We start from the raw sequence: 22,503 nt of genomic DNA on the forward strand, positions 1-22,503 counted from the left end.
GCGGGTCGGCGAGACCCCTCATCCGTCGGCTGCGCCGACACCTTCTCCCGCAGGGGGAGAAGGGAATGTGCGATCGGGCTCATCCCACGCTGCCCTCCAGGCTGATCGCCACCAGCTTCTGGGCCTCGACGGCGAATTCCATGGGCAGTTGCTGCAGCACGTCCTTGACGAAGCCGTTGACCAGCAGGGCCACCGACTCCTCTTCCGAGAGGCCGCGCTGCTGGCAGTAGAATAGCTGGTCGTCCGAAAGCCGCGTGGTGGTGGCCTCGTGCTCGAACACCGATTGGCCGTTACGGGCCTCGATATAGGGCACGGTGTGGGCTGCGCAGTCCTTGCCGATCAGCAAGCTGTCGCACTGGGTGAAGTTGCGCGCACCCTTAGCCTTGGGGTGGGCCGAGACGAGACCGCGATAGGTCGAGGTCGACTTGCCGGCGCTGATGCCCTTGGCGACGATCCGCGAGCGGGTGTTGGCGCCCAGGTGGATCATCTTGGTGCCGGTGTCGGCCTGCTGGTGGCCGTTGGTCACGGCGATCGAATAGAACTCGCCCGAGCTGCCCTCGCCGCGCAGCACGCAGGACGGATACTTCCAGGTGATGGCCGAGCCGGTCTCGACCTGGGTCCACGATACCTTGGAGCGATCACCGCGGCAGTCGGCGCGCTTGGTCACGAAGTTGTAGATCCCGCCCTTGCCGGTCTGCGGATCGCCCGGGTACCAGTTCTGAACGGTCGAGTATTTGATCTCGGCGTCGTCCAGCAGGACGAGCTCGACGACGGCCGCGTGCAGCTGGTTCTCGTCTCGCATCGGGGCCGTGCAGCCTTCCAGATACGAGACGTAGGCGCCCTTGTCGGCGATGATCAAAGTCCGCTCGAACTGCCCGGAATCCTTGGCGTTGATCCGGAAATAGGTCGACAGCTCCATCGGGCAGCGCACGCCCGGCGGGACGTAGACGAACGAACCGTCTGAGAAAACCGCGCTGTTCAGACAGGCGAAATAGTTGTCCGAGGTCGGCACCACGCTGCCCAGGTACTGGCGGACGAGGTCCGGGTGTTCGCGGACCGCCTCGCTCATCGAGCAGAAGATGACACCGGCCTGGGCCAGCTCCTTCTTGAAGGTGGTCACGACGCTGACGCTGTCGAACACCGCGTCGACAGCGTAGCGCGGCGCGCCTTCAACGCCGGCCAGAACTGCCTGCTCTTTCAAAGGGATGCCGAGCTTTTCGTAGACGGCCAGCAGCTCCGGATCGACCTCGTCCAGGCTCTTGGGGCCCTCCTTGGTCTTGGGCGCGGCGTAGTAGTAGGTGTCCTGGTAGTCGATCGGCGGATAGCTGACCTTAGCCCAGTCGGGCTCGTCCATCGCCAGCCAGCGGCGATACGCTTCCAGCCGCCACTCCAGCATCCACGCCGGCTCGTCCTTCTTGGCCGAGATGAAGCGCACGATGTCCTCGGAGAGGCCCTTGGGGGCGAACTCCTGATCGATATCGGTGGTAAAGCCGTGCTCGTACTTCTCGAGCGCGGCGACGGTTTCGACAGTCTCTTTGACCGCGGCCATTAAGCCACCTCCCGGCGCCGTGCGCCGATACGCTTCCAGGCGGCGAGCCAGGCGTCGCCGCACTTGATCCAATCGTCTTCCGTGCTCGCCCAGCCGCCGCTGACCCGCAGGGCGAACGGAGCCAGATCAGCCCGGCCCATGGCGTCCACCACACGGCTGACCTTGACCTTGCCCGACGAGCAGGCGCTGCCGGCGCTGACCATGACGCCGGCCAGATCCATGGTCATGACCTGGACCTCGGAGCCGAAGCCCTCGCCTGCAAAGCACAACGTCTGGGGAAGACGATCAGCACCTTCGCCCAGCACGACCGCGCCCTGCGCCTTGACCCGCTCAGCCAAGGCGTCGCGCCATTGGGCCTGTTCGGCCGTCGAGGCAAGCGTCTCACGCCCCACCTTGGCGGCCGCGCCGAACGCGGCGATCCCGGCCACGTTCTCGGTGCCGGCCCGACGGCCGCGCTCCTGACCGCCGCCGTGCAGGCGACGGGTCACGGTCGCGCGGGTTCCGGCGATCAGGGCGCCGACGCCCTGCGGCCCGCCCAGCTTGTGAGCCGATAGCGCCAGGGTGTCGGCGCCGAGGCCCGAGAAGTCGATGGCGATCTTGCCGGCCGCCTGGACGGCGTCGACATGCAGCCAGCCGTCGCGGGCGCGCACCAGGGCCGAGGCCTTATCCACAGGCTGGATGACGCCCGTCTCGTTGTTGGCCAGCATCAGGCAGACCAGGGTCTTTCCTGACTTTTCAAGCGCTTGCGCCAGCCAGTCGAGATCGGCGACGCCATGGTTATCCACAGGCAAGGCCTCGACCGGCAAGCCAGAGGCCTTGGCCGTCTCCATCACCGCGTCATGTTCGATGGCGGAAATGATGATGCGTTCGACGCCGGCGGCCTTGGCGCTTTCGATGGCCAGGGCGTTGGCCTCGGTGCCGCCGCTGACGAAGGTCACCGAGCCGGCCGGCACGCCGACCAGGGCGGCGACCTCGGCGCGAGCGCGCTCGACCAGATCCCGCGCCGCGCGGCCGGCGGCATGGACCGATGAGGGGTTGGCCGGGCTCTCGAGGGCGCGCAGCAGCGCGTCCTTCGCCTCCGGCCGCAGCGGGGCGGTGGCGTTGTAGTCGAGATAGACCGAGGGTCGGGAAGCGTTCACTCGGCCGCGATCTCCATCGGGCGGCCCATCATACTTCCTTGGGGGCGGAGCTCGCCGGCCAGCACGTCGGCGACCGAGACGGAAGCCAGATAGCCGTGGATCTGGCGGCCCATCTCTTCCCAGAGATTATGCGTCATGCACCGCTCGCCGCCGGCCATGCAGCCCTTGGCCTGACCCTTGGTGAAGTTGCAGCGGGTGGCGCGCAGCGGCTCGTCCACCGCCAGGACGATGTCGGCGATGAAGGTCTCATCCGAGGCCTTGGCCAGGCGATAGCCGCCGCCGGGACCCCGGGCGCTGATCACCAGACCCTTGCGGCGCAGGCGCGCGAAAAGCTGTTCGAGATAAGAAAGCGAGATCTGCTGGCGCGCGGCGATCTCGGCCAGCGCCACGGCGCGACCATCGCTTTCGTCCTGGCGTTTGGCCAGGTCGGTCATCGCCATCACGGCGTATCGGCCTTTGGTGCTCAGGCGCATCAGCCTTACCCCTTGCAGATTCCGCGCGCATCGGCTTTTGCGTGTGCTACAAGCCGCGACTTCGCGCGCGGACCATCTGTCCGCATTGCGGCTGCGATTTAGGAAGACCAAGCGCGGCGGTCAAGTATTCCGGCCCCTAAAAAGCCGGGCTCCGCCGTCGCCAGCTGAAGGGGACGATATGCCTGATGTGATTTTGACCGGCGCGTCCGGCCGGATCGAGGGTCGCTATTCTCCGGGCAAGACCGAGACGGCGCCGATCGCCCTGATCCTGCACCCGCACCCCAAGGCCGGCGGTCACATGAACCACCCGGTCTCGGTGCAACTGTACCACCTGTTCATGAAGCGCGGTTTTGCGACCCTGCGCTTCAACTTCCGCGGCGTGGGCCGCAGCCAGGGCGAGTTTGACGCCGGCATCGGTGAACTGGCCGACGCGGCCACGGCTCTGGACTGGCTACAGACGTCCAACCCGGCCGCCAGCCAGACCTGGGTCGCCGGCTTCGACTTCGGCGCCTATATCGGCATGCAGCTCCTGATGCGCCGCCCGGAAACGGACGGCTTCATCTCGGTGTCGCCGCCGACCAACATGTACGACTTCAGCTTCCTGGCCCCCTGCCCGGCCTCGGGCCTGTTCCTGACGGGCTCGGCCGACACCATCACCCCCCCGGTCGAGGTGGAGCGGGTGGTCACCAAGCTGCGCACCCAGAAGGGCATCACAATCGACTACGAAGTCATCGACAAGGCCACCCACTTCTGGGCCGAGCACCTGCCCAGCGTCGAAAAGAGCGTCAGCGACTATCTCGACAAGCGCCTGGCGGAAAATCCGATCTAGGACTTCAAGTCCAAACGCTTAAAAGGCCTCCCTTCGGGGAGGCCTTTTTCGTTTCAGGGGTGTCGGTAAAGGTTAGAAGCGTCCCTGCCACAAGCTATGGCTTGTCAATAGTACGAGGCGATCGCGGCGACCTGCTAAACTGGTCTCTGCTACGCCATGACGCGAGGTTAAAGCCGCTGAAGGTGCGCCTTCTTTTGGCAGCACACCGTCTGCGATTTCTAGATGGATTACTCTTTCGGCTTCAGGTCTTGTATTATCTGCGCATCGATCCAATATAAATCTGATTGAGAGCCCGCCTTGCCGTTTGCATTAGGCACCATTCGATTGAAGAAGAGATATTTTCCGTCAGGCGTGACCTGCGCCCCACCTTCTCCGGCTTCTGTATTTACCTTGTCCCCCAGATTGATAGCTTCACCCCATGAGCCATCTTTCTGCCGAAAACTGATATAGAGATCAGCATCGCCATACCCACTCTCCCTTTCACCGTCCCACATGACGTAGCTCTCGTCAGGGGCGATGTACGGATGGGCATTCCATTTGCCGGTATTGATTTCCCTGGGAAACGGCTCCGGGTCTTGCCATTTGCCACTCACGAGCCTTGAGTACCGAAGAATTCCATCAACGGTTGAACTAGCTCTTTCATCCAGAACTAAAGTCCCTTTGGCTGATGCTGAAAGGCTCATAATGCGTATGCCTTCAAAAGCAGGGCCAAGACTTTTCAGCTCTGACCAACCGTCAGCAGTGCGCTCCTTGTATTTGGCGCCATAATGCAAGGTTTTACCGTTTGGGGCGTAGAAGGGCCTGCTCTCCCCAGCCGGCACCGCTATCTTGCGCCACTGATCGCCCACTTGTCTAAAAATGACAGATTCCGGTTCTCTGGCGTCACGAGTGTGTTTCCATCTAGTGACAAAAAACTCGTTCATGTCAGGGGAGAAGCTGCCGGCGTCTCCCCATTCTTCTGTATTCACAATGCCAAGAGCAAAGGGCTTGGCGATTAACCCCGGCGGGGTCTGCCCTAGGTAAGGGCCTTTGAGTGCAGGAAATTCATCTTGGCCATAACTTTTGCCGCTTATAGCGATTACAGAAAGTAACGGCAAAACTAACATACAAACGCGATTCATAGATTACCTTCTATTAACGAGACATAACTTCGGGGAGGCCTTGTTCATTGGCGCTCAGTTGCAGGGCGGATACTTGGCGAACGTCGCTACATACTCAGCAAGCGGCGTAAGAAAGCCCATGGCTTTTCGGCGTTCGTCCACTGCTTCAGGCGCTTCTAGCGTGTCGACCACATACCTGCCGTCCTTGCAGACCATCTGACTGCCATAGCGCTGGGGTCGCCCCTCATTAAGCGCCAGCCGGTCATACATCAGGCCGTAGCTCTGGCCATCGACCTCGCCCTTAGCCACGAGCGGCTCGAGCACGGGCACGAACCGCCGCCAGAGATCGAGGTTCGAATGCTGGACGATATTGAACGCCGCTTTCGCGGCTCTGTCCCCATAACGACTCTTCAGAAACCAGCCTTCCGGCGGCACCATAGCCAACAATGCTCTCTCATTTTCGGCGTCGGCTTCCTCGATCGGCGCCCATATCGCCTTTCGAGCGGCCTTCAACTCCTCAGGCGGCAGCACGGACAGGTCGATCTGGGTCAGGACGCGCCGCCCGACCTGATCCAATCTTCCCATGCGCTCCAGCTTTTCCGAGTCGTTCGCCGGTGGCGGCAGGGCGGCCTGGGTTTTGCGCTCGGCGTCCAAAGCCTGGCGGACGGGCGCTATCAGTTCGGCGGCGCGCGGACCAAGGGGCGGAGTATCACTGGCGGACAGCAACGCCACCAACAGAATCCCGATCATGCTCACCCCCGGACTTCAACGCGGCGCAAGCTCAATCCAAAATTGTGACGAAGTCTGGGCGTATCAGGGTTGGACGATCCGTCCACCCGTCATAGGCGCTTTCACGCCCGTGGTCCCCGGGAAGCTGATCGGCAGACCCATGGCGGTTCGCGCCGCGAGGTACGCGAAGGCCTCGGCCTCGATGCTGTCGCCGCGCCAGCCATAGGCCTCGGCGCTCTTGACCGGTACGGGCGCGCGCGCGGCCAGGGTCTGCATGATCGCCGGATTATGCCGGCCGCCGCCGCAGACGATCAGGGCGCTGGGCGCCTCGCCGGTCTGGGCGAAGGCCTTGAACACCGCCTCGGCGGTAAAGGCCACCAAGGTCGCAGCTGCGTCCTCAGCGGAGAGATGATCGACCGGGGTCAACGAGAAGTCATAGCGGTCCAGCGATTTCGGCGCGGGCGCGTCGAAATAGGGACTGTCGAACAGCGCCGCCAGAACGGCCTCATCCACGCGGCCGGCCAGGGCCAGACGACCATCCTCGTCGAAGCGGCCAAGCCCCCTCGCCTGCAGCATCAGGTCGATCATGCCGTTGCCGGGGCCGGTGTCGAAGGCCAGCAGGTCGCCGTCCGCGCCGATCAGGGTGATGTTGGCGACCCCGCCGACGTTCAGCGCCGCCACCGGGGCGGCCAAACCCGAGGCCCGGGCGCGGGCGGCGTGGTAGATCGGCGCCAGCGGGGCGCCCTCCCCGCCGGCGGCGACATCGGCGGTGCGGAAGTCGAACGCCACCGGACGCCCGCAGAGGCGCGCCAGGCGATCGGCGTCGAGCAGTTGCACCGTGCGCCCCACCCGCTCCGCCGTCGGACGCTCGTGCAGAACCGTCTGGCCGTGCACGCCCAGCAGGTCGAAGTCGCTCCAAGAGAGACCGTGCTCATCCAGAAAGCTTTCGGCGGCCTGGAAGTGCTCGTCGGCCACGGCGCGCCGGGCCTCCTCGAGGATCACCGGCTCAGGCTCGCCGCGCGGCCAGGCGCGGGCGATGTCGGTGGTCTTCAGCAGCAGGTCGCGGGTGGCTTCGCGCAACTTGCGCTCGCCCGCCGGACCGAAGGCGCTGATCTCCACGCCATCGGTCTCCAGCACCGCCATGTCGACCGCATCCAGCGAGGTGCCGGTCATGAATCCCAGGATCTTCATGGGAACGTTGACTGCCATGCCCGTTAAACGGTAGCTAGGCCCCATGATCGACGCTTTCGTCCTGGCCCGCCCCTATTACCGCCCGCTGCCATAGCGGGAGGCCGACCAGACACGTCGCTTTGCCCCCGCCTCGCCGGGGTCGCTTCAACACAGTCGATCATGCGCTCCGGCCCGTTCCCGGAGTCTGAAATGAACCCCTCACACACCGACCAAGCCGTGCTAGACGGCCCGCCACGTCAGATAGAGAGTCGATCCATGTCCGCCGCCTCGTCCTTCAAGTCAGAGTTCCTGCGAACCCTGGAGGCGCGCGGCTACATCCACCAGATCACCCATGCGGACGAACTGGACACGGCGGCGCAGGGCGGCCCGATCGTCGCCTACATCGGCTTCGACGCCACTGCGCCCAGCCTGCACGTCGGTTCGCTGATCCAGATCATGCTGCTGCGCCGCCTTCAGCAGGCCGGCCACAAGCCGATCGTCCTGATGGGCGGCGGCACGACCAAGGTCGGCGATCCCACGGGCAAGGACGAAAGCCGCAAGCTGCTGAGCGACGCCGACATCCAGGCCAATATCGCGGGCATCAAGACGGTGTTCTCGAAGTTCCTGACCTTCGGCGACGGGCCCACCGACGCGATCATGGTCGATAACGACGTCTGGCTGTCGAAGTTCGGCTACGTCCAGTTCCTGCGCGAGTACGGCGTGCACTTCACGGTCAACCGCATGCTGGCGTTCGACTCGGTCAAGCTGCGCCTCGAGCGCGAGCAGCCGATGACGTTCCTCGAGTTCAACTACATGCTGATGCAGGCGGTGGACTTCCTGGAGCTGAACCGCGCCCACGGCTGCGTGCTGCAGATGGGCGGCTCGGACCAGTGGGGCAACATCCTCAACGGCGTCGAGCTGACCCGCCGCGTCGACCAGAAGAGCGCCTTTGGCCTTACGACGCCGCTCCTGGCCACCGCCTCGGGCGCCAAGATGGGCAAGACGGCGGCGGGCGCAGTGTGGCTGAACGCCGAACAGCTGAGCCCCTACGACTACTGGCAGTTCTGGCGGAACACCGAGGACGCGGACGTTGGCCGTTTCCTGAAGCTGTTCACCGACCTGCCGCTGGATCGCATCGCCGAACTGGAGGCCCTGGAAGGCGCCCAGATCAACGAGGCCAAGAAGGTGCTGGCCGATGAGGCCACCCGCATGGCCCACGGCGAGGAAGAGGCTCGCAAGGCTCGCGACGCCGCTGAAAAGGCGTTCGAGCAAGGCGCGCTGTCAGCTGACCTGCCGACCTACGAGATCGCGGCGGCGGACCTGGACGCCGGCGTCGTTCTGGCGGCCCTGTTCGCTGACGCGGGTCTGGCGGGATCGCGCGGCGAGGCGCGTCGTCTGGCCCAAGGCGGCGGCCTCAAGGTCAACGACAAGGCCGAAGCCGACGCCAACCGCCTGATCACCGCCGCCGATCTCGTCGAGGGCGTGGTCAAGCTGGCGGCCGGCAAGAAGAAGATCGTGTTGGTGAAGCCTGTTTAGTTATGAGTTGATTGTCATCCCGGCCCTGGCGTAGCCAAGGCGGGACTGGTTAGACTCATGCCATTGGCGATCCCGGCTCAGCGCGCTTCGCGCTGGGTTGGGATGACAAATTTCAAGGAAGCGTTCGATGCTGCAGCCCGGCGACAAGGCTCCCGATTTCGACCTGCCGACCGACACCGGTCGCGTCAGCCTGTCGGCCCTCAAGGGCAAGAACGTCGTCCTGTACTTCTATCCCAAGGACGACACCGCCGGCTGCACCTCAGAGGCGCTGCAGTTCTCGTCGGAAGTCGAGGAATTCCAGAAGCTGGGCGCGGTGATCATCGGCGTGTCCAAGGACAGCGCCGCCTCGCACGCCAAGTTCCGCGCCAAGCACGACCTGACCATCGAACTGGCCGCTGACACGCTGGGCGATGTCGTCGAGTCCTACGGGGCCTGGGTCGAAAAAAGCATGTACGGCCGCAAGTACATGGGCATCGATCGCTCGACCTTCCTGATCGACCGCGAAGGCGTCATCCGCGAGATCTGGCGCAAGGTGAAAGTGCCTGGCCACATCAAGGCGGTCATGAACGCCGCCAAGGCGATCAAATAGACCTCGCCTCGCGCGCCTGAGATGCGCGCAACTGTTGCAGCAAGGCATCGGCCTGTGGCGTTTCAGCGCGGAACCGCGGGTCTGGCGTGGCCGTTTCAGTCAGAGATCGTTAAGGATTGGGGCGCAGAGTTCAATTTTGTGACTCGCGCTCCCTTCGGGCGCGAAGACGCTTGCGCGCTTCCGTTTTATCGTTGCATATCGCCGGGACCTGAAACGGGGGGTTTCCTGGGGCGATGGCGATCAAACGCTTCAAGCGACTGCGGCAATCTCTGGAAGCCCTTTTTCCTGAACGGCACATCTACATCCGCTCCGGCGGCGAGATGCGCGGCTATGTCTTCTCGACCAACAAGCAGCTCCTGGGCGCCGCCGGCGTGGCCGTCGGCGCACTGTGGATGGGCGTCTGCACGGCAGCGATGATGGTCAACGCCCTGGCGGTCAGCTCGACCGACCAGCAGGTCATCAAGCAAAAAGCTTACTACGAGCGCCTGAACGCTGATCGTCAGGCCCGCCTGAACAGCGCTGTGGCGCAACTCTCCGCCACCAATGGCTCGCTGGAAGAGCTCGCCGCGTCGGTCGAAAAGCGCCACGCCGCGCTCGCCCTGCTGGTCTCCGACTTCAAGGGCGTACCCGGCGCCGCCGAAGCGCTGCAGGTCGCCAAGCCTCGCCTCCTCGCCGCCAGTCCGGTGCAACGGGTGCAGGCCACCCGGATGGACCAGGAGCGCCTGATCGACGCCGCCGAAAGCTTCGCCAAGAGCCGCGCCGAGCGCCTGCGTCTGGCCATGCGGATGGCGGGCCTGGATGCTGGAAACTATACCGGCCGCGGCGTGTCGCTGGGCGGCCCGCTGATCGAGGCCAAGGATCCTCGCGCCCTCGCCGCTGTGCTGGACGTGGACGAAGAGTTCGCCACCCGCATCCAACGCGCCGCGAACGACATGTCGGACATGCGATCGCTCGGCGCGGCGGCCAAGAAGCTGCCCTTCTATCGCCCGACCAGCAATCCGGCCCTGTCGTCCAGCTATGGCGTGCGGTTTGATCCGTTCACCCGACGCCCCGCCTTCCATTCCGGCCTGGACTTCCCAGGCGGCTATCATACGCCGATCATGGCCACCGCTCCAGGCGTGATCTCGTTCACCGGCGTGCGCTCTGGCTATGGCAAGACGGTCGAGATCGACCACGGCGGCGGCTTCAAGACCCGCTACGCCCACCTCGCCGCCATCAGCGTTCGTGTCGGACAACGCGTGGCCATCGGCTCGCGCGTCGGCGGCATGGGCTCGACAGGCCGCTCGACCGGCCCGCACCTGCACTACGAAGTCTGGGTCAACGGCAAGGCCCAGAACCCCAACCGCTTCTTGAAGGCTGGTGAGTATGTTCAGCAAGCAAGCTAAATCGAACAACAAGGCCCCGGCCCGCATCGAGCCGCTGCCGACGCCCATGGCCGCCACCCCGGCCGAGCCCGCGCGTCGCGCACCGCCCAAGGTCGCCTCGCTGCTGTCAGCCGACCTGACCATCGAGGGCGGCGTTACCGGCGAAGGCGAGCTGCAGATCGACGGCGTGGTGAAGGGCGACGTCCGCGTGGGTCGCCTGACCGTCGGCGAAACCGGCCATGTCGAGGGTTCGGTCTATGCCGAGGCGGTCGAGGTGCGCGGCCGCGTGGTCGGCGCGATCACCTCCAAGCAGGTTCGCCTTTACGGCACCTCGTATGTCGATGGCGACATCACCCACGAGCAGCTGGCCATGGAAACCGGCGCCTTCTTCCAGGGCCGCAGCCTGAAGTTCCAGCGCCCGGCGCCCGCGCCGTCGCAACCCGCGCCGCATCCCGAGCATCTGGCGATCGCCAAGAGCGCCGGCTAAGACGGGCCGAAGCTGAAAATGATAACGCCCCGGATCGCTCCGGGGCGTTTTCTTTTGGTCGCTCGGCCCCAGCGCTCTTAAGACGCCTCGCCGCCGTCGCGGGTGTGACCCACGCGCTGAGCCAGGGACGCGGCCATGAAGGCGTCGAGATCGCCGTCAAGGACCCCTTGGGTGTCGGAGGTCTCGACGTTGGTCCGCAGGTCCTTGACCATCTGGTAGGGCTGCAGGACGTAGCTGCGGATCTGGTGACCCCAGCCGATGTCGGTCTTCTGGTCTTCCAGCGCCTGTTGCGCGGCTTCGCGCTTCTGGAGCTCGGCCTCATAGAGGCGCGCGCGCAGCATTTTCCAGGCCTCTTCGCGGTTCTGGTGCTGCGAGCGGCCGGCCTGGCAGGCCACGGCGATGCCGGTCGGAATGTGCGTGAGACGCACCGCCGAGTCGGTCTTGTTGATGTGCTGACCGCCGGCGCCGGAGGCGCGGTAGGTGTCGGTACGCACATCGGACGGATTGATCTCGATCTCGATATTGTCGTCGACCACGGGATAGACCCAGGCCGAGGCGAACGAGGTGTGACGGCGCGCGCTGCTGTCATAGGGACTGATCCGCACCAGGCGGTGCACGCCCGCCTCGGTCTTCAGCCAGCCATAGGCGTTGGCGCCCTTGACCAGCAGGGTCGCGGACTTGATGCCGGCCTGATCGCCATCGGTTTCTTCGATCAGCTCGGTGGTCATGCCGTGGGCGTTGGCCCAGCGGGTGTACATACGCAGAAGAATACCGGCCCAGTCGCAGGATTCCGTGCCCCCCGCCCCGGAGTTGATTTCGACATAGCAGTCGTTGCCGTCAGCCTCGCCCGACAACAGCGCCTCCAGTTCGGCGCGGCCGGCGCGCTCCTTCAGCGACTTCAGCTGGGCGCGGGCGTCGTTCAGCGAGTCCTCGTCGGACTCCATCTCGGCCAACTCGGCATATTCGAGGGCGTCCTTGAGGTCGCGCTCGATCGACTGCACGGCCTCGACCTTGGCGGCCAGGTTCGCGCGCTCGCGCGACACGGCCTGGGCCTCGGACGGACGGTCCCACAGGGTCGGGTCCTCGACCCGGGCGTTCAGCTCATCGAGCTTGCGGAGAGCGACGTCCCAGTCAAAGACGCCTCCTGAGCAGTCCCACGGACTGCTCGATGTCGGCCGCAGCGGCCTCGACATCCGGTCGCATCACGTAACTCCGTGACAGTGTTGAAGGGCGCGGGAGATAACTTGCGTTGCTCCCTCGCGCAATGGACGTCAGTAAAGCCCGCTCAGCGGATCCGGCTTTTGTGTGGGCTTACCGGGCTGCGCCGCCGGCGGCGGTACTGGCGGCAGACCAGGCGGAAGGTCCTGGTACGGGATCGGGCCATCGGTCGGGGCGACCTCGACCTTGGGCTCGGTGCCCGGCCGGAACGCTTCGCGCACACCCCGCACCATGGCGAACTTGGCGTTCTTCGGCGGCTTGAAGTCGACCACGGGCTGGCCTTCCAGCGCCACCTTCATGAAGTCCATGAACATCGGCACGGGACCGGTCGCGCCGGTCTCGCCATCGCCCAGCGAGCGGTTGTCGTCGAAGCCGATGAAGACCCCGACAATCAGGTTCGGCGAATAGCCGACGAACCAGGCGCTGCGGTACTCGTTGGTGGTGCCGGTCTTGCCCGCCAGCGGTCGGCCCAGCGAGCTGACGGCGGCGGCCGTGCCGCGCTGGACCACGCCCTGCAGCATCGAGGTGACCTGGTAGGCGGTGATCGGGTCCATCACCTGCTCGCCCGGCGCGGCGAAGCGCGGACTTTCGTCGCCGTTGAAACCGGCCTCGCAGCGCTCGCAGTCGCGCTTGTCGGCGCGGAAGATGACCTTGCCCTCGCGATCCTGGACCAGCTCGATCAGGTGCGGCTCGACCCGGCGCCCACCGTTGACGAACGGAGCGTAGGCGGCGGTCAGCTTGAACGGCGTGGTCTCGCCGGCCCCCAGGGCCATGGCGAGCACCGGATCCATGTCGCGAACCACGCCCGTGCGCTTGGCGAAGTCGACGATCTTCTTCATGCCGACGCCCTGGGCCAGGCGAACCGTCATGGCGTTGATCGACTGCTCCAGGCCCTTGCGCAGCGGCTGCGCGCCGTAGAATTCCTTGTGGTAGTTCTCCGGGCTCCACTCCTCGCCGTTCGCGCCCTTGAAGGTGATGGCGCTGTCGACGATCACGCTGGCGGGGGTGTAGCCGTTCTCCAGGGCTGCGGCGTAGACGAACGGTTTGAACGACGACCCCGGCTGACGCATCGCCTGGGTGGCGCGGTTGAAGTTGGAAAGCGAGTAGCTGTAGCCGCCGACCAACGCCACGACCCGGCCCGTATAGGGTTCCATCGCCACCAAGGCGCCGTTGACCGCCGGGATCTGCCGCAGGCGGTAGCCGCCTTGCGCGGCCTTTTCCACAAAGACGAGGTCTCCAGCCTTCAAGCCCTTGCCGGCCTTGGCCCAGGTCATGTCCTCGGAAACGATCTGGCCTTCGCCCTCACCCTTGACGAGACGGACGCGGCCATCGTTGCCGGTCACCAGCGCCGCGCGCCATTGGCGACGCTCGGACGGCGCGGCCTTGGCCAGGGCTTTCTTTTCCCAGTTCAGGTCGCTGGGTTCGACCCGTCCCCAGGCGCCGCGCCAGCCGTGGCGGCGATCATACTTCTCAAGGCCGTCCATCAGCGCCACCCGCGCCGCCGTTTGCAGACGCGGATCCAGCGTGGTGCGCATGTAGTAGCCGCCTTCGTTGAGGCGCGGACCAAGGGTCGCCATGCCCCGCTGGCGGACTTCCTCGACGAAATAGTCGGCGTCGCGATAGGCCGCGCGCTTGGGCGCGGCCTGGACGACGAGAGGCTCGGCCATCGCCTTCTGGGCGTCGGCCTTGGACACCCAGCCCTGCTCGGCCATCTGGCCCAGCACCCAGTTGCGGCGGGTGATCGCCTTGGTCCGATTGCGGATCGGGTGGTAGTTGTCCGGCCCCTTGGGCAGAGAGGCCAGATAGGCGCACTCGGCCAGGGTCAGGTCCGGCAGAGCCTTGCCGAAATAGTTGTAGGCGGCCGCGCCGACGCCGAACGAGCGGTAGCCGAGCCAGATTTCGTTCAGATAGAGCTCAAGGATCTGCTGCTTGGTTAGCGACTGCTCCAGGCGATGGGCCAGGATCGCTTCCTTGAACTTGCGCCCGACCGTGGCGTCGGAGGTCAGCAGGACGTTCTTGGCCACCTGCTGGGTGATCGTGGAGCCGCCTTCCAGGCGACGCCCGCGCACGGCGTTGCCGACATTCTTGATCATCGCCCGCGACAGACCGCCGACATCGACGCCGCCGTGCTGGAAGAAGTTGCGATCCTCGGCCGCCAGGAACGCCTGCGCCAGCTGTGGCGGAATCTGGTCGTAAGGGATGAAGATCCGGCGTTCCTTGGAGTACTCGCCGATAAGGGTGCCGTCCCAGGCATAGACGCGCGTCGCGGTCGGCGGGCGATAGTCCTGCAACTCACCGGCGTCGGGCATATCGTGGAACAGCCAGGCGGCATAGATCGCGATCGCGAATCCCGCGACGGCGATCGCCGACAGCACCGCCACGCCCGCGATGGCCATCCATCGTTCGGTGGGTTTCAGATCCACGCGACCTCCGTCGAACGGGCCCCCTCGCCCGCCATGCTCACTTCACTAGATCGCTTGGCGCGGAACCGTAAGCGGTTTCGCGGTCGCACCTAGCCCGGCGCGGCGCGATCGATCTTGCCTGTGATTAGAGCGCGACAGTCGAAAGGGGAAGCGTGGTCGCCTAAGACTTGCGAAGACCCGAGGAGAAATAGGCTTCGATTGAGTCCGCGACAGCATCCACGAGGCGGGCGCGGCTGGCCTTGGAACTCAGGAAGGCTTCGTCATCAGGATTGGTGATGAAGCCCATTTCAAGCAGAACGGCCGGCACATCAGGTGCGAGCAGCACGATAAAGCCCGCATCGCGATGACTACGGCGAAGCAAGGCGGTTTCCTCGCCCACATTGGCCAGGAGCAACTGGGCGAACGCGGCGGAACGGTTCTTGGTCGCGCGTTGCGACAGGTCCAGCAGGATCTGGCTGACCGCCCGGTCGCGGCCCGGCATGTTGGCCTTCATCAGCCAATCATCCTTCTCCAGAACCAGGCCGACGCGATCGGCGCCCTTTTCGGAGAGGGTGTAGACCGAGGCGCCGCGCGTCGTCGCGTCCGGACCGGAGTCGGCGTGCAGCGAGATAAACAGGTCGGCGTCGGCCCGACGCGCGATCTGCACGCGCGATTCGAGCGGAACGAAGGTGTCAGTCTCGCGCGTCAGCACAACCTGGAAGCGCCCAGTGCGCTCAAGCCGCTCCTTCAGCGACTTGGCGGCCGCGAGCGTGACCTCCTTCTCGTAGATGTTGGCGCCGACAGCGCCGGAGTCCTTGCCGCCGTGGCCGGCGTCGATCACGACCACCTTCTTCAGGCGCAGGGGTGCTGCTTTGACAGGCGCAGACGCCAAGGCCAGACGCGGGGTTTGCGGCGCGACCGCGCCATCCACCGCCTTGAGGTCAATGACATAGCGATAGGCCGTGGCGCCATCGCCCGGCGGCAGCAGGAACCTGCGGCGGATTTCCACCTTGCCGGCGAGGTCCAGGCGCAGGCGCGCGCCGCCGGCGGCCTCGTCGATCAGCCAGCGCTTCACCAGGCCTTGCCCAGCGCCCTGCAGGTCGCCGGAAACCATGACATTGGGCAGCGCGATGACGAGACGTTGATCGGCCATGCCGTCGGACAGCAGCCTGCCGGCGGCGGCGCGGTCCAGATCGATGACGACCCGCGTTTCGACACGATCGCCGCCGAAACGAACCTTCTGGACGCCGGCGGGCGCGGCGGGTCCCTTGGCCGTGGCGACAGCCACGCCGGCCAGAGTCACACCGCCGACGATCAGCAAGGCCCTGACCCAGCCCATACGAGCGAAATTGATGAGACCTCTACGCATTCGCGCCCGCGATGCCCGGAACTGGTGAACTGGAGCTCAATATCGATCGGGCCCGGTAGCGAAAGGGTTAAGTCGCGTTCAAACCGCGAAACCTTTTCTTTTGCGCGCCGATGTGGCTACAGTCCCGCCGCACGCGAAATCCGTGATCGTCACGACTCCGCGTGAGCCGTTCAGGCGTCGAATTTGGCCTTGAGCCTCTTTCGACACTGGAGCGGCAGATTAGATAGTGTTCGAGACGCGGTCGACCTGGCGGGCAAGACGCCTGCAGAGACGCCGCGCCACGGGGCCCGCGTCGGGCTCAAACGCCGTCCTGGCGACGACGCGCCATCCAATCCCGCGCCTGGCGCGGTAGGGACAAACGAACCTTAATGGGCTGCGCCGCACCCGACCGCCTTTGGCACCTGACCCTTCGCAACCGCGCTGACGGTGCGACGGTCGGCGACGCGCGCGCCCTTCATTCATATCGGCGACCGGGCCAAGCGCCCGCAGCGCGCCGCGGAGACTTCCTTTATGTCGAAGAAGATGCTGATCGACGCAGCACACGCCGAAGAGACGCGTGTGGTCGTCGTGGACGGTACCCGGGTTGAAGAGTTCGATTTCGAGAGCCAAACCCGCAAACAGCTTCGTGGAAACATCTATCTCGCCAAGGTGACGCGCGTTGAGCCCAGCCTCCAGGCTGCGTTCATCGAGTACGGCGGCAACCGTCACGGTTTCCTGGCGTTCAACGAGATCCACCCCGACTACTACCAGATCCCGGTCGCCGACCGCGAAGCGCTGATGCGCGACGACTCCGGTGACGACGAGGACGACACCCCGATCTCGCGTCGCGCCTCCGGCGGTGACGACGAAGACGACGTCAATGGCGGCGACCGCGCGGTCGACGATGATGACGATGACGTCGAAGAAGAACTGGCGCGCCGCAAGCGCCGCCTGATGCGCAAGTACAAGATCCAGGAAGTGATCCGCCGCCGGCAGATCATGCTGGTTCAGGTGGTCAAGGAAGAGCGTGGCAACAAGGGCGCGGCCCTGACCACCTATCTGTCGCTGGCCGGCCGCTACGGCGTCCTGATGCCCAACACCGCCCGTGGCGGCGGCATCAGCCGCAAGATCACGGCGGTGACTGACCGCAAGCGTCTGAAGAGCGTCGTCCAAAGCCTGGACGTGCCGCAAGGCATGGGTCTGATTGTCCGCACAGCCGGCGCCAAGCGCACCAAGGCCGAGATCAAGCGCGACTATGAGTACCTGCTGCGTCTGTGGGAGAACATCCGCGAGAACACGCTGCACTCGATCGCGCCGGCGCTGATCTACGAGGAAGAAGACCTCGTCAAACGCGCCATCCGCGACATGTACGACAAGGACCTGGACGGCATCTGGGTCGAGGGCGACGCCGGCTACAAGGAAGCGCGCGACTTCATGCGCATGCTAATGCCGAGCCAGGCCAAGAAGGTCTTCAACTACCGCGACCCGACCCCGCTGTTCGTGAAGAACAAGATTGAGGACCATCTGGCCCAGATCTATTCGCCGGTCGTGCCGCTGCGCTCGGGCGGCTATCTGGTCATCAACCAGACCGAAGCCCTGGTCGCCATCGACGTCAACTCGGGCAAGGCCACGCGCGAGCGCAACATCGAGGCCACCGCGCTGAAGACCAACTGCGAAGCGGCCGAGGAAGCCGCCCGTCAGCTGCGTCTGCGCGACCTAGCCGGCCTGATCGTCATCGACTTCATCGACATGGATGAAGCCAAGAACAACCGCACGGTCGAGAAGGTCCTGAAGGACGCGCTCAAGGACGACCGCGCGCGCATCCAGATGGGCAAGATCTCGGGCTTTGGCCTGATGGAGATCAGCCGCCAGCGTCGCCGCACCGGCGTGCTGGAAGGCACCACCCATGTCTGCGAACACTGCGAAGGCACCGGCCGTGTCCGTTCGGTGGAGTCCAGCGCCCTGGCCGCCCTGCGCGCCGTCGAGGCCGAGGCCCTGAAGGGCTCGGGCAGCGTGATCCTGAAGGTCTCGCGCTCGGTCGGCCTCTATATCCTCAACGAAAAGCGCGATTATCTGCAGCGTCTGCTGACCACGCACGGCCTGTTCGTGTCGGTCGTGGTCGATGACAGCCTGCACGCGGGCGACCAGGAGATCGAGCGCACCGAGCTGGGCGAACGCATCGCCGTGGCCCCGCCGCCCTTCGTCGAGGAAGACGACGACTTCGATCCGAACGCCTACGACGACGAGGAAGAAGAAGACGACGTCATTCTCGATGACGAGGACGACACCGACCGCGAGGACACCGACGACGACGATGCGACGACGCGCAAGTCGGCGCGTGATGACGAGCGCGGCGACCGCAAGGGCCGTCGCGGGCGTCGCGACCGCAACCGCGGCCGCGGGCGTCGCGACGAGCGGGATGGCGAGACCGAGTCCGAGGACGAGGACGTCGTGGCCGAAGGCGCGGACGAGGATCGCGGCGAGTTTGGCGATGATGATGAAGGCGGTCGTCGTCGCCGTCGCCGGGGTCGTCGTGGCGGCCGTCGTGGCGGGCGCGAGGACGGCGATCGTCCGACCGACGCCTTCGTCTGGATCCGTCCGCGGGTGCCCTTCGGCGAGAACGTCTTCACCTGGCATGATCCGGCTGCGCTGGTCGGTGGTGGCGAGTCGCGTCGTCCGGCGCCCGAGCCGCGCGTCGAGGCCGCTGCCGAGGCCGCGCCGCGTCCCGAGCGGGCCGAGCGCGAAGAGCGCCCTGGCCGTGAACGTGGCCGTCGGGGTCGTGACCGGGGCCGTCGCCAGCGCGACGAGGCGCCGGTCGCCGAGGTAACCTCGGTGGAAAGCGCGACTGTCGAGGCTGCGGAGCCGTTCGAGGCCCCCATCCTGGCGCCGCCGGTGATCGCCGGGCCGCCGGCCGATGTTTGGGTCGAACTGCCGGAAGTCGAGGAAGCGCCCAAGAAGCCCAAGCGCTCACGGTCGCGCGGCAAGAAGGCGACGGAAGCGTCCGTCGAAGCGGTCGACACCGTGACCGAGGTCGCGGCGGAGGCTCCCGCCCCTGAGACCGCTGAACCCGAAGCCGTCGAGGTCGCTCCCCCGGCTCCCGCGGTCGAGGTTGCGCCAGAGCCGGCGCCGGCGCCGGTCGTTGAAGCCGTCGAGGAGGCCCAACCGGCCGAGCCGGATCCGAACGAGATCACCGCGCCGCCCGAAAAGCCCCGTCGGGGCTGGTGGCGCCGGTAAGGTCGAATGACAACGGCCCGCGCGTCTCCAGATGCGCGGGCCGAATTCTTTCGCGGCGACGGTGCGAACCCTTGTTCCCTCGCCGTCGCGATCCAAGTTAGATTGGTCAGGGTTCGCGGGGGCGCGATCTGGAGATCACTTGATGACCTCGCGTAGTGGGCGAGCCGGTAAGAGATTGGGCGCTGCGATCTGCGCGCTCGCCGTTCTCGCGTCCACTGTTTCGGCGCCCCAGCTTGCGAACGCGCAGAACGACGGTCCTTCCCTGATCCGGGACACCGAGATCGAAGAGATCCTGCATCGCGACTCCGACCCGATCTTCGCCGCCGCCGGTCTGGACCCGAAGAATGTGCGGATCCTCATCGTCGGCGACAAATCGCTGAACGCCTTCGCGACCCAGGGCCTGCAGATGGGCCTGAATACGGGCCTGATCCTGCAGACCGAGAACCCGAACCAGCTGCGCGGCGTCATTGCGCACGAGACGGGTCACCTTGCCGGCGGCCACCCCATCCGCTCCGACGAGATGATGCGCGCAGGCCTCAAGCCGATGATCCTGACCATGGGTCTTGGCGTTCTGGCTGCTCTGGCGGGCGCGCCTGACGCTGGCGCGGTGCTGATCGGAAACGCCCAGTACGCCGGGGCCCTCGGCGCGCTGGGTTACAGCCGTGAGCAGGAATCGCGGGCCGACCAGGCCGGAGCCGGCTTCCTGGAAGCCACCGGCCAATCCGGGCGGGGTCTCGTCGAGTTCTTCGACAATTTCCGCTATCAGGAAGTGTTCGATCAGGCGCGGCGGTTCGCCTATTTCCGCAGCCACCCCCTCTCGTCCGAACGGATCGAGGTGCTGCGCAGCCGTGTCGAGCGCCTGCCGCACTACAACGCCGTCGATACGCCCGAGGATCTGGCCCGGCACGAGGTGATGAAGGCCAAGCTTGAGGGCTTCCTCAACCCCCAGATCGCGCTGATGAAGTACAAGGAGACCGATACCGGGTTTCCGGCCCGCTATGCGCGCTCGATCGCCTACTACCAGATGAAGGAGCCCGATCGGGCCCTGAAGCTGCTGGACGGCCTGATCGCCGACCACCCCGACAATCCCTATCTCTGGGAGCTGAAGGGGCAGATCCTTTTTGAATTCAATCGTGTGGAACAGGCCGAAGAGCCCCAGCGCCGCTCGGTGGCGCTGAAGCCGGACGCAGCGCTGCTCCGCATCAATCTGGGCCAGACCCTGATCAATCTGAACGACCCTAAGAAGGTCGAGGAAGGCGTTCAGGAGCTGAAGCGCAGCCTGCTGAATGAGCCCGACAACCCGGTGACCTGGCGCCTGCTGGCTCAGGCCTACGACAAGCAGAAGAAGGATGGCGAGGCTCGCCTGGCCACCGCCGAGCAATATTTCTCATTAGGCGCCGTGCGCGAGGCCAAGGTCTTTGCGATGCGCGCCCGTGAGCTCCTGACCAAGAACACGCCAGACTGGCGCCGCGCCACGGACATCGTGCTGGCGTCCCGTCCCTCGAACCAGGAACTCAAGGACCTGGCTAAGGACGGCGTCATGCCCTCCAATCCCGGCCGCTGACCGGCCACGCATCCAGAGATTTCGATGACCATGCTTCGCCGCGCCGCGACCTTCGCCGTCCCATTGGCCATCGCCGGCCTGACCCTCGCCGGCTGCGACCAGTCCAAGCCGGACAAGGCGTTCGGTGAAAAGGTCCGCGCCTATCTGCTTGAGCACCCCGAAGTCCTGATGGAGGCCAGCCAGAAGCTGCAGGAGAAGCAGGCGGCGCAGCAGGCGGTGTCGTCGCAAAAGGCCATCGGCGAGTATCGTCAGGCGATCGAACGCGACCCGCGCGACATTGTCATCAATCCCGCCGGCACGATAACGGTGACCGAGTTCTTCGACTATCGCTGCGGCTACTGCCGCCAAGCCACGCCGGCGGTTCTCGAGCTGGTCCAGAAGAACCCCGACATCCGGCTGGTGCTGAAGGACTTCGTGATCTTCGGCAACGACAGCGAGGCCGCTGCACGCATCGCCCTGGGCGCCAAGGATCAGGGCAAGAGCCTGGAACTGCACAAGGCGCTGATGGCCGAGAACGCGCTCGACGCCAGGGGCGCCCTGCGCATCGCCGAGAGACTCGGCATCGACATGGACGAGGCCAAGGCCGTCGGCGAGAGCCAGGCCATCACCCAGCATCTGGCCGACACCGACGCGCTGGCCCGCGCCCTGAACCTGTCGGGCACACCCGCCTTCATCGTCGGCGACACCCTGGTGCCCGGCGCCGACATCGACGCCCTGAAGCTGGCCATCGAGCAGACGCGGGCGGCGCGGGCCAAAGCGGGGTGAGCCGCCGCCCTCGCCCTTCGACAAGCTCAGGGTGAGGGCTACTTCAAACCGCATACAACTAGAAACCTCACCCTGAGCTCGTCGAAGGGCGAGGTTTCGATCTCATCAAACTAGATCAGTCCCGCAAGCGGCGAGCTGGGGTCTGCATAGAGCCGCTTCTGCATCCGGCCGGCGAGATAGGCCTCGCGGCCGGCAATGACGGCGTGCTTCATCGCCTTGGCCATGCGGATCGGGTCCTTGGCCTCAGCGATGGCGGTGTTCATCAGGATGGCGTCGCAGCCCAGCTCCATGCCGATCGCCGCGTCCGACGCCGTGCCGACGCCTGCGTCGACCAGCACCGGCACCTTGGCGTTCTCGATGATGATCCGCAGGTTGACGCGGTTCTGGATGCCGAGGCCCGAGCCGATCGGCGCGCCCAGCGGCATGATGGCCACCGCGCCCGCCTCTTCCAGCTTCCGGGCGTAAACCGGGTCGTCCGAGCAGTAGACCATGACCTGGAACCCGTCGGCGACCAGCAGCTTCAGCGAGCGCAGGGTCTCTTCCATGTCCGGGAACAGGGTCTTGGGATCGCTGAGGACCTCCAGCTTGACGAGGTCCCAGCCGCCGGCCTCACGGGCCAGACGCAGGGTGCGCACGGCGTCCTCGCCGGTGAAACAGCCGGCGGTGTTGGGCAGGTAGGTGAATTCGGTCGGTTTGACATAGTCGACCAGCAAAGGCTGGCTGGGGTCGGTCAGGTTCACGCGGCGCACGGCCACGGTGACGATCTCGGCCCCGGCCGCGCGGGCGGCGGCGGCGTTGGTCGCATAGTCCTTGTACTTGCCCGTGCCGACGATCAGGCGCGAGCGGAAGGTGCGGCCGGCGACGGTCCAGGTCTCGTCGCTGTCAGCGGTGACGGAGTCGGGGGTAACATGCGCGTTCATGCGGCTGGTTTACGCCCGGGAAGCCGCAGTTTCAAACGCCTTGCGTCCTTCGAGGCTCGCTTTGCTCGCACCTCAGGATGAGGACAC

General features: G+C 65.6%; 20 protein-coding genes. 10 read left to right on the plus strand and 10 right to left on the minus strand.

Annotated features, from left to right (window positions below; translation table 11 throughout):
• Window positions 1-79: 79 nt before the first annotated feature.
• Genes sufB through CVUC_RS15450 form a run of 3 tightly spaced genes read right to left on the minus strand, consistent with a single transcriptional unit; the run spans window position 80 to window position 3,161 of the window.
• Window positions 80-1,549, minus strand: coding sequence for a Fe-S cluster assembly protein SufB (gene sufB / locus CVUC_RS15440; protein ID WP_096033361.1), 1,470 nt, complete (start codon window positions 1,547-1,549; stop codon window positions 80-82).
• Window positions 1,549-2,688, minus strand: coding sequence for a cysteine desulfurase family protein (locus CVUC_RS15445; RefSeq protein ID WP_096033362.1), 1,140 nt, complete (start codon window positions 2,686-2,688; stop codon window positions 1,549-1,551). The genes sufB and CVUC_RS15445 overlap by 1 nt, the downstream gene beginning before the upstream one ends.
• Window positions 2,685-3,161 carry an Rrf2 family transcriptional regulator gene (locus tag CVUC_RS15450; RefSeq protein WP_010919732.1) on the minus strand — a complete coding sequence of 159 codons (477 nt, stop codon included), beginning with the start codon at window positions 3,159-3,161 and terminating at the stop codon, window positions 2,685-2,687. The genes CVUC_RS15445 and CVUC_RS15450 overlap by 4 nt, the downstream gene beginning before the upstream one ends.
• Window positions 3,162-3,339: 178 nt before the next feature.
• On the opposite strand from CVUC_RS15450, the gene CVUC_RS15455 reads away from it, so the two are divergent.
• Window positions 3,340-3,990: an alpha/beta hydrolase gene (locus tag CVUC_RS15455; RefSeq protein WP_004615265.1), complete on the plus strand. Its 651-nt coding sequence runs from the start codon at window positions 3,340-3,342 to the stop codon at window positions 3,988-3,990.
• Between the two features lie 227 nt (window positions 3,991-4,217).
• Here CVUC_RS15455 and CVUC_RS15460 read toward each other — a convergent pair whose 3' ends face one another.
• The 3 genes from CVUC_RS15460 to CVUC_RS15470 form a co-directional block, all read right to left on the minus strand.
• Window positions 4,218-5,111: a PD40 domain-containing protein gene (locus tag CVUC_RS15460; protein WP_096033363.1), complete on the minus strand. Its 894-nt coding sequence runs from the start codon at window positions 5,109-5,111 to the stop codon at window positions 4,218-4,220.
• Window positions 5,112-5,165: 54 nt separating this feature from the next.
• A complete protein-coding gene (locus CVUC_RS15465) occupies window positions 5,166-5,840 on the minus strand; it encodes a DUF6624 domain-containing protein (protein ID WP_096033364.1) in 675 nt (224 codons plus the stop codon).
• A gap of 63 nt (window positions 5,841-5,903) precedes the next feature.
• Window positions 5,904-7,010 (minus strand): anhydro-N-acetylmuramic acid kinase, encoded by a 1,107-nt coding sequence (locus CVUC_RS15470; RefSeq protein WP_164512730.1) that lies wholly within the window; start codon window positions 7,008-7,010, stop codon window positions 5,904-5,906.
• A 43-nt stretch (window positions 7,011-7,053) separates the two neighbouring features.
• On the opposite strand from CVUC_RS15470, the gene CVUC_RS15475 reads away from it, so the two are divergent.
• The 5 genes from CVUC_RS15475 to CVUC_RS15495 all read left to right on the plus strand — a co-directional run bounded on the left by CVUC_RS15475 (window position 7,054) and on the right by CVUC_RS15495 (window position 10,965).
• Window positions 7,054-7,104 (plus strand): hypothetical protein, encoded by a 51-nt coding sequence (locus CVUC_RS15475; RefSeq protein ID WP_024265744.1) that lies wholly within the window; start codon window positions 7,054-7,056, stop codon window positions 7,102-7,104.
• Between the two features lie 95 nt (window positions 7,105-7,199).
• Window positions 7,200-8,525 carry a tyrosine--tRNA ligase gene (gene tyrS, locus CVUC_RS15480; RefSeq protein WP_024265745.1) on the plus strand — a complete coding sequence of 442 codons (1,326 nt, stop codon included), beginning with the start codon at window positions 7,200-7,202 and terminating at the stop codon, window positions 8,523-8,525.
• A 127-nt stretch (window positions 8,526-8,652) separates the two neighbouring features.
• Entirely contained in the window at window positions 8,653-9,114 is a 462-nt protein-coding gene (locus CVUC_RS15485) for a peroxiredoxin (protein WP_010919737.1), read from the plus strand.
• 233 nt (window positions 9,115-9,347) lie between these two features.
• Complete coding sequence (locus tag CVUC_RS15490; RefSeq protein ID WP_096033366.1) at window positions 9,348-10,499, plus strand: peptidoglycan DD-metalloendopeptidase family protein; 1,152 nt, start codon at window positions 9,348-9,350, stop codon at window positions 10,497-10,499.
• The gene (locus CVUC_RS15495; protein WP_010919739.1) at window positions 10,480-10,965 is read left to right on the plus strand and encodes a bactofilin family protein; all 486 of its coding nucleotides are present in this window, start codon (window positions 10,480-10,482) and stop codon (window positions 10,963-10,965) included. Before CVUC_RS15490 ends, CVUC_RS15495 begins: the two co-directional genes overlap by 20 nt.
• A 77-nt stretch (window positions 10,966-11,042) precedes the next feature.
• Here CVUC_RS15495 and prfB read toward each other — a convergent pair.
• The 3 genes from prfB to CVUC_RS15510 form a co-directional block, all read right to left on the minus strand.
• Window positions 11,043-12,168 (minus strand): peptide chain release factor 2 gene (gene prfB, locus CVUC_RS15500; RefSeq protein WP_096033367.1). Its coding sequence is split into 2 segments (ribosomal slippage): window positions 11,043-12,098 and window positions 12,100-12,168, totalling 1,125 coding nucleotides; the frame shifts between segments, so codons are not numbered across the junction.
• Between the two features lie 68 nt (window positions 12,169-12,236).
• Window positions 12,237-14,606: a penicillin-binding protein 1A gene (locus CVUC_RS15505; RefSeq protein ID WP_164468131.1), complete on the minus strand. Its 2,370-nt coding sequence runs from the start codon at window positions 14,604-14,606 to the stop codon at window positions 12,237-12,239.
• A gap of 160 nt (window positions 14,607-14,766) precedes the next feature.
• Window positions 14,767-15,954, minus strand: a complete 1,188-nt coding sequence (locus tag CVUC_RS15510) for an N-acetylmuramoyl-L-alanine amidase family protein (protein ID WP_010919742.1) — start codon at window positions 15,952-15,954, stop codon at window positions 14,767-14,769.
• A gap of 368 nt (window positions 15,955-16,322) precedes the next feature.
• Between CVUC_RS15510 and CVUC_RS15515 the strand changes: the two genes are divergently transcribed.
• The 4 genes from CVUC_RS15515 (at window position 16,323) to CVUC_RS15530 (ending at window position 21,496) form a co-directional block, all read left to right on the plus strand.
• Complete coding sequence (locus CVUC_RS15515) at window positions 16,323-16,541, plus strand: hypothetical protein (RefSeq protein ID WP_024265746.1); 219 nt, start codon at window positions 16,323-16,325, stop codon at window positions 16,539-16,541.
• Window positions 16,465-19,167: an Rne/Rng family ribonuclease gene (locus tag CVUC_RS15520; protein ID WP_096033369.1), complete on the plus strand. Its 2,703-nt coding sequence runs from the start codon at window positions 16,465-16,467 to the stop codon at window positions 19,165-19,167. Before CVUC_RS15515 ends, CVUC_RS15520 begins: the two co-directional genes overlap by 77 nt.
• 142 nt (window positions 19,168-19,309) lie before the next feature.
• Complete coding sequence (locus tag CVUC_RS15525; RefSeq protein WP_096033370.1) at window positions 19,310-20,731, plus strand: tetratricopeptide repeat protein; 1,422 nt, start codon at window positions 19,310-19,312, stop codon at window positions 20,729-20,731.
• A gap of 24 nt (window positions 20,732-20,755) precedes the next feature.
• Window positions 20,756-21,496, plus strand: a complete 741-nt coding sequence (locus tag CVUC_RS15530; RefSeq protein ID WP_096033371.1) for a DsbA family protein — start codon at window positions 20,756-20,758, stop codon at window positions 21,494-21,496.
• 110 nt (window positions 21,497-21,606) lie between these two features.
• Here the strand turns inward: CVUC_RS15530 and CVUC_RS15535 are convergent, their stop codons facing one another.
• The gene (locus CVUC_RS15535) at window positions 21,607-22,416 is read right to left on the minus strand and encodes a thiazole synthase (RefSeq protein WP_010919746.1); all 810 of its coding nucleotides are present in this window, start codon (window positions 22,414-22,416) and stop codon (window positions 21,607-21,609) included.
• Window positions 22,417-22,503: the final 87 nt, after the last annotated feature.

This window comes from Caulobacter vibrioides (genome assembly GCF_002858865.1).
Taxonomy (GTDB): Bacteria; Pseudomonadota; Alphaproteobacteria; order Caulobacterales; family Caulobacteraceae; genus Caulobacter; species Caulobacter vibrioides.

What these genes read in the sequence shown, in the direction of transcription:
- CVUC_RS15455 (WP_004615265.1), top strand. Translation starts at nt 3,340, where the DNA reads ATGCCTGATGTGATTTTGACCGGCGCGTCCGGCCGGATCGAGGGTCGC.
- CVUC_RS15525 (WP_096033370.1), top strand. Translation starts at nt 19,310, where the DNA reads ATGACCTCGCGTAGTGGGCGAGCCGGTAAGAGATTGGGCGCTGCGATC.
- CVUC_RS15490 (WP_096033366.1), top strand. Translation starts at nt 9,348, where the DNA reads ATGGCGATCAAACGCTTCAAGCGACTGCGGCAATCTCTGGAAGCCCTT.
- sufB (WP_096033361.1), bottom strand. Translation starts at nt 1,549, where the DNA reads ATGGCCGCGGTCAAAGAGACTGTCGAAACCGTCGCCGCGCTCGAGAAG.
- CVUC_RS15465 (WP_096033364.1), bottom strand. Translation starts at nt 5,840, where the DNA reads ATGATCGGGATTCTGTTGGTGGCGTTGCTGTCCGCCAGTGATACTCCG.
- CVUC_RS15470 (WP_164512730.1), bottom strand. Translation starts at nt 7,010, where the DNA reads ATGAAGATCCTGGGATTCATGACCGGCACCTCGCTGGATGCGGTCGAC.
- CVUC_RS15460 (WP_096033363.1), bottom strand. Translation starts at nt 5,111, where the DNA reads ATGAATCGCGTTTGTATGTTAGTTTTGCCGTTACTTTCTGTAATCGCT.
- CVUC_RS15495 (WP_010919739.1), top strand. Translation starts at nt 10,480, where the DNA reads ATGTTCAGCAAGCAAGCTAAATCGAACAACAAGGCCCCGGCCCGCATC.
- CVUC_RS15535 (WP_010919746.1), bottom strand. Translation starts at nt 22,416, where the DNA reads ATGAACGCGCATGTTACCCCCGACTCCGTCACCGCTGACAGCGACGAG.
- tyrS (WP_024265745.1), top strand. Translation starts at nt 7,200, where the DNA reads ATGAACCCCTCACACACCGACCAAGCCGTGCTAGACGGCCCGCCACGT.
- CVUC_RS15515 (WP_024265746.1), top strand. Translation starts at nt 16,323, where the DNA reads ATGGGCTGCGCCGCACCCGACCGCCTTTGGCACCTGACCCTTCGCAAC.
- CVUC_RS15450 (WP_010919732.1), bottom strand. Translation starts at nt 3,161, where the DNA reads ATGCGCCTGAGCACCAAAGGCCGATACGCCGTGATGGCGATGACCGAC.
- CVUC_RS15510 (WP_010919742.1), bottom strand. Translation starts at nt 15,954, where the DNA reads ATGCGTAGAGGTCTCATCAATTTCGCTCGTATGGGCTGGGTCAGGGCC.
- CVUC_RS15485 (WP_010919737.1), top strand. Translation starts at nt 8,653, where the DNA reads ATGCTGCAGCCCGGCGACAAGGCTCCCGATTTCGACCTGCCGACCGAC.
- CVUC_RS15530 (WP_096033371.1), top strand. Translation starts at nt 20,756, where the DNA reads ATGACCATGCTTCGCCGCGCCGCGACCTTCGCCGTCCCATTGGCCATC.
- CVUC_RS15520 (WP_096033369.1), top strand. Translation starts at nt 16,465, where the DNA reads ATGTCGAAGAAGATGCTGATCGACGCAGCACACGCCGAAGAGACGCGT.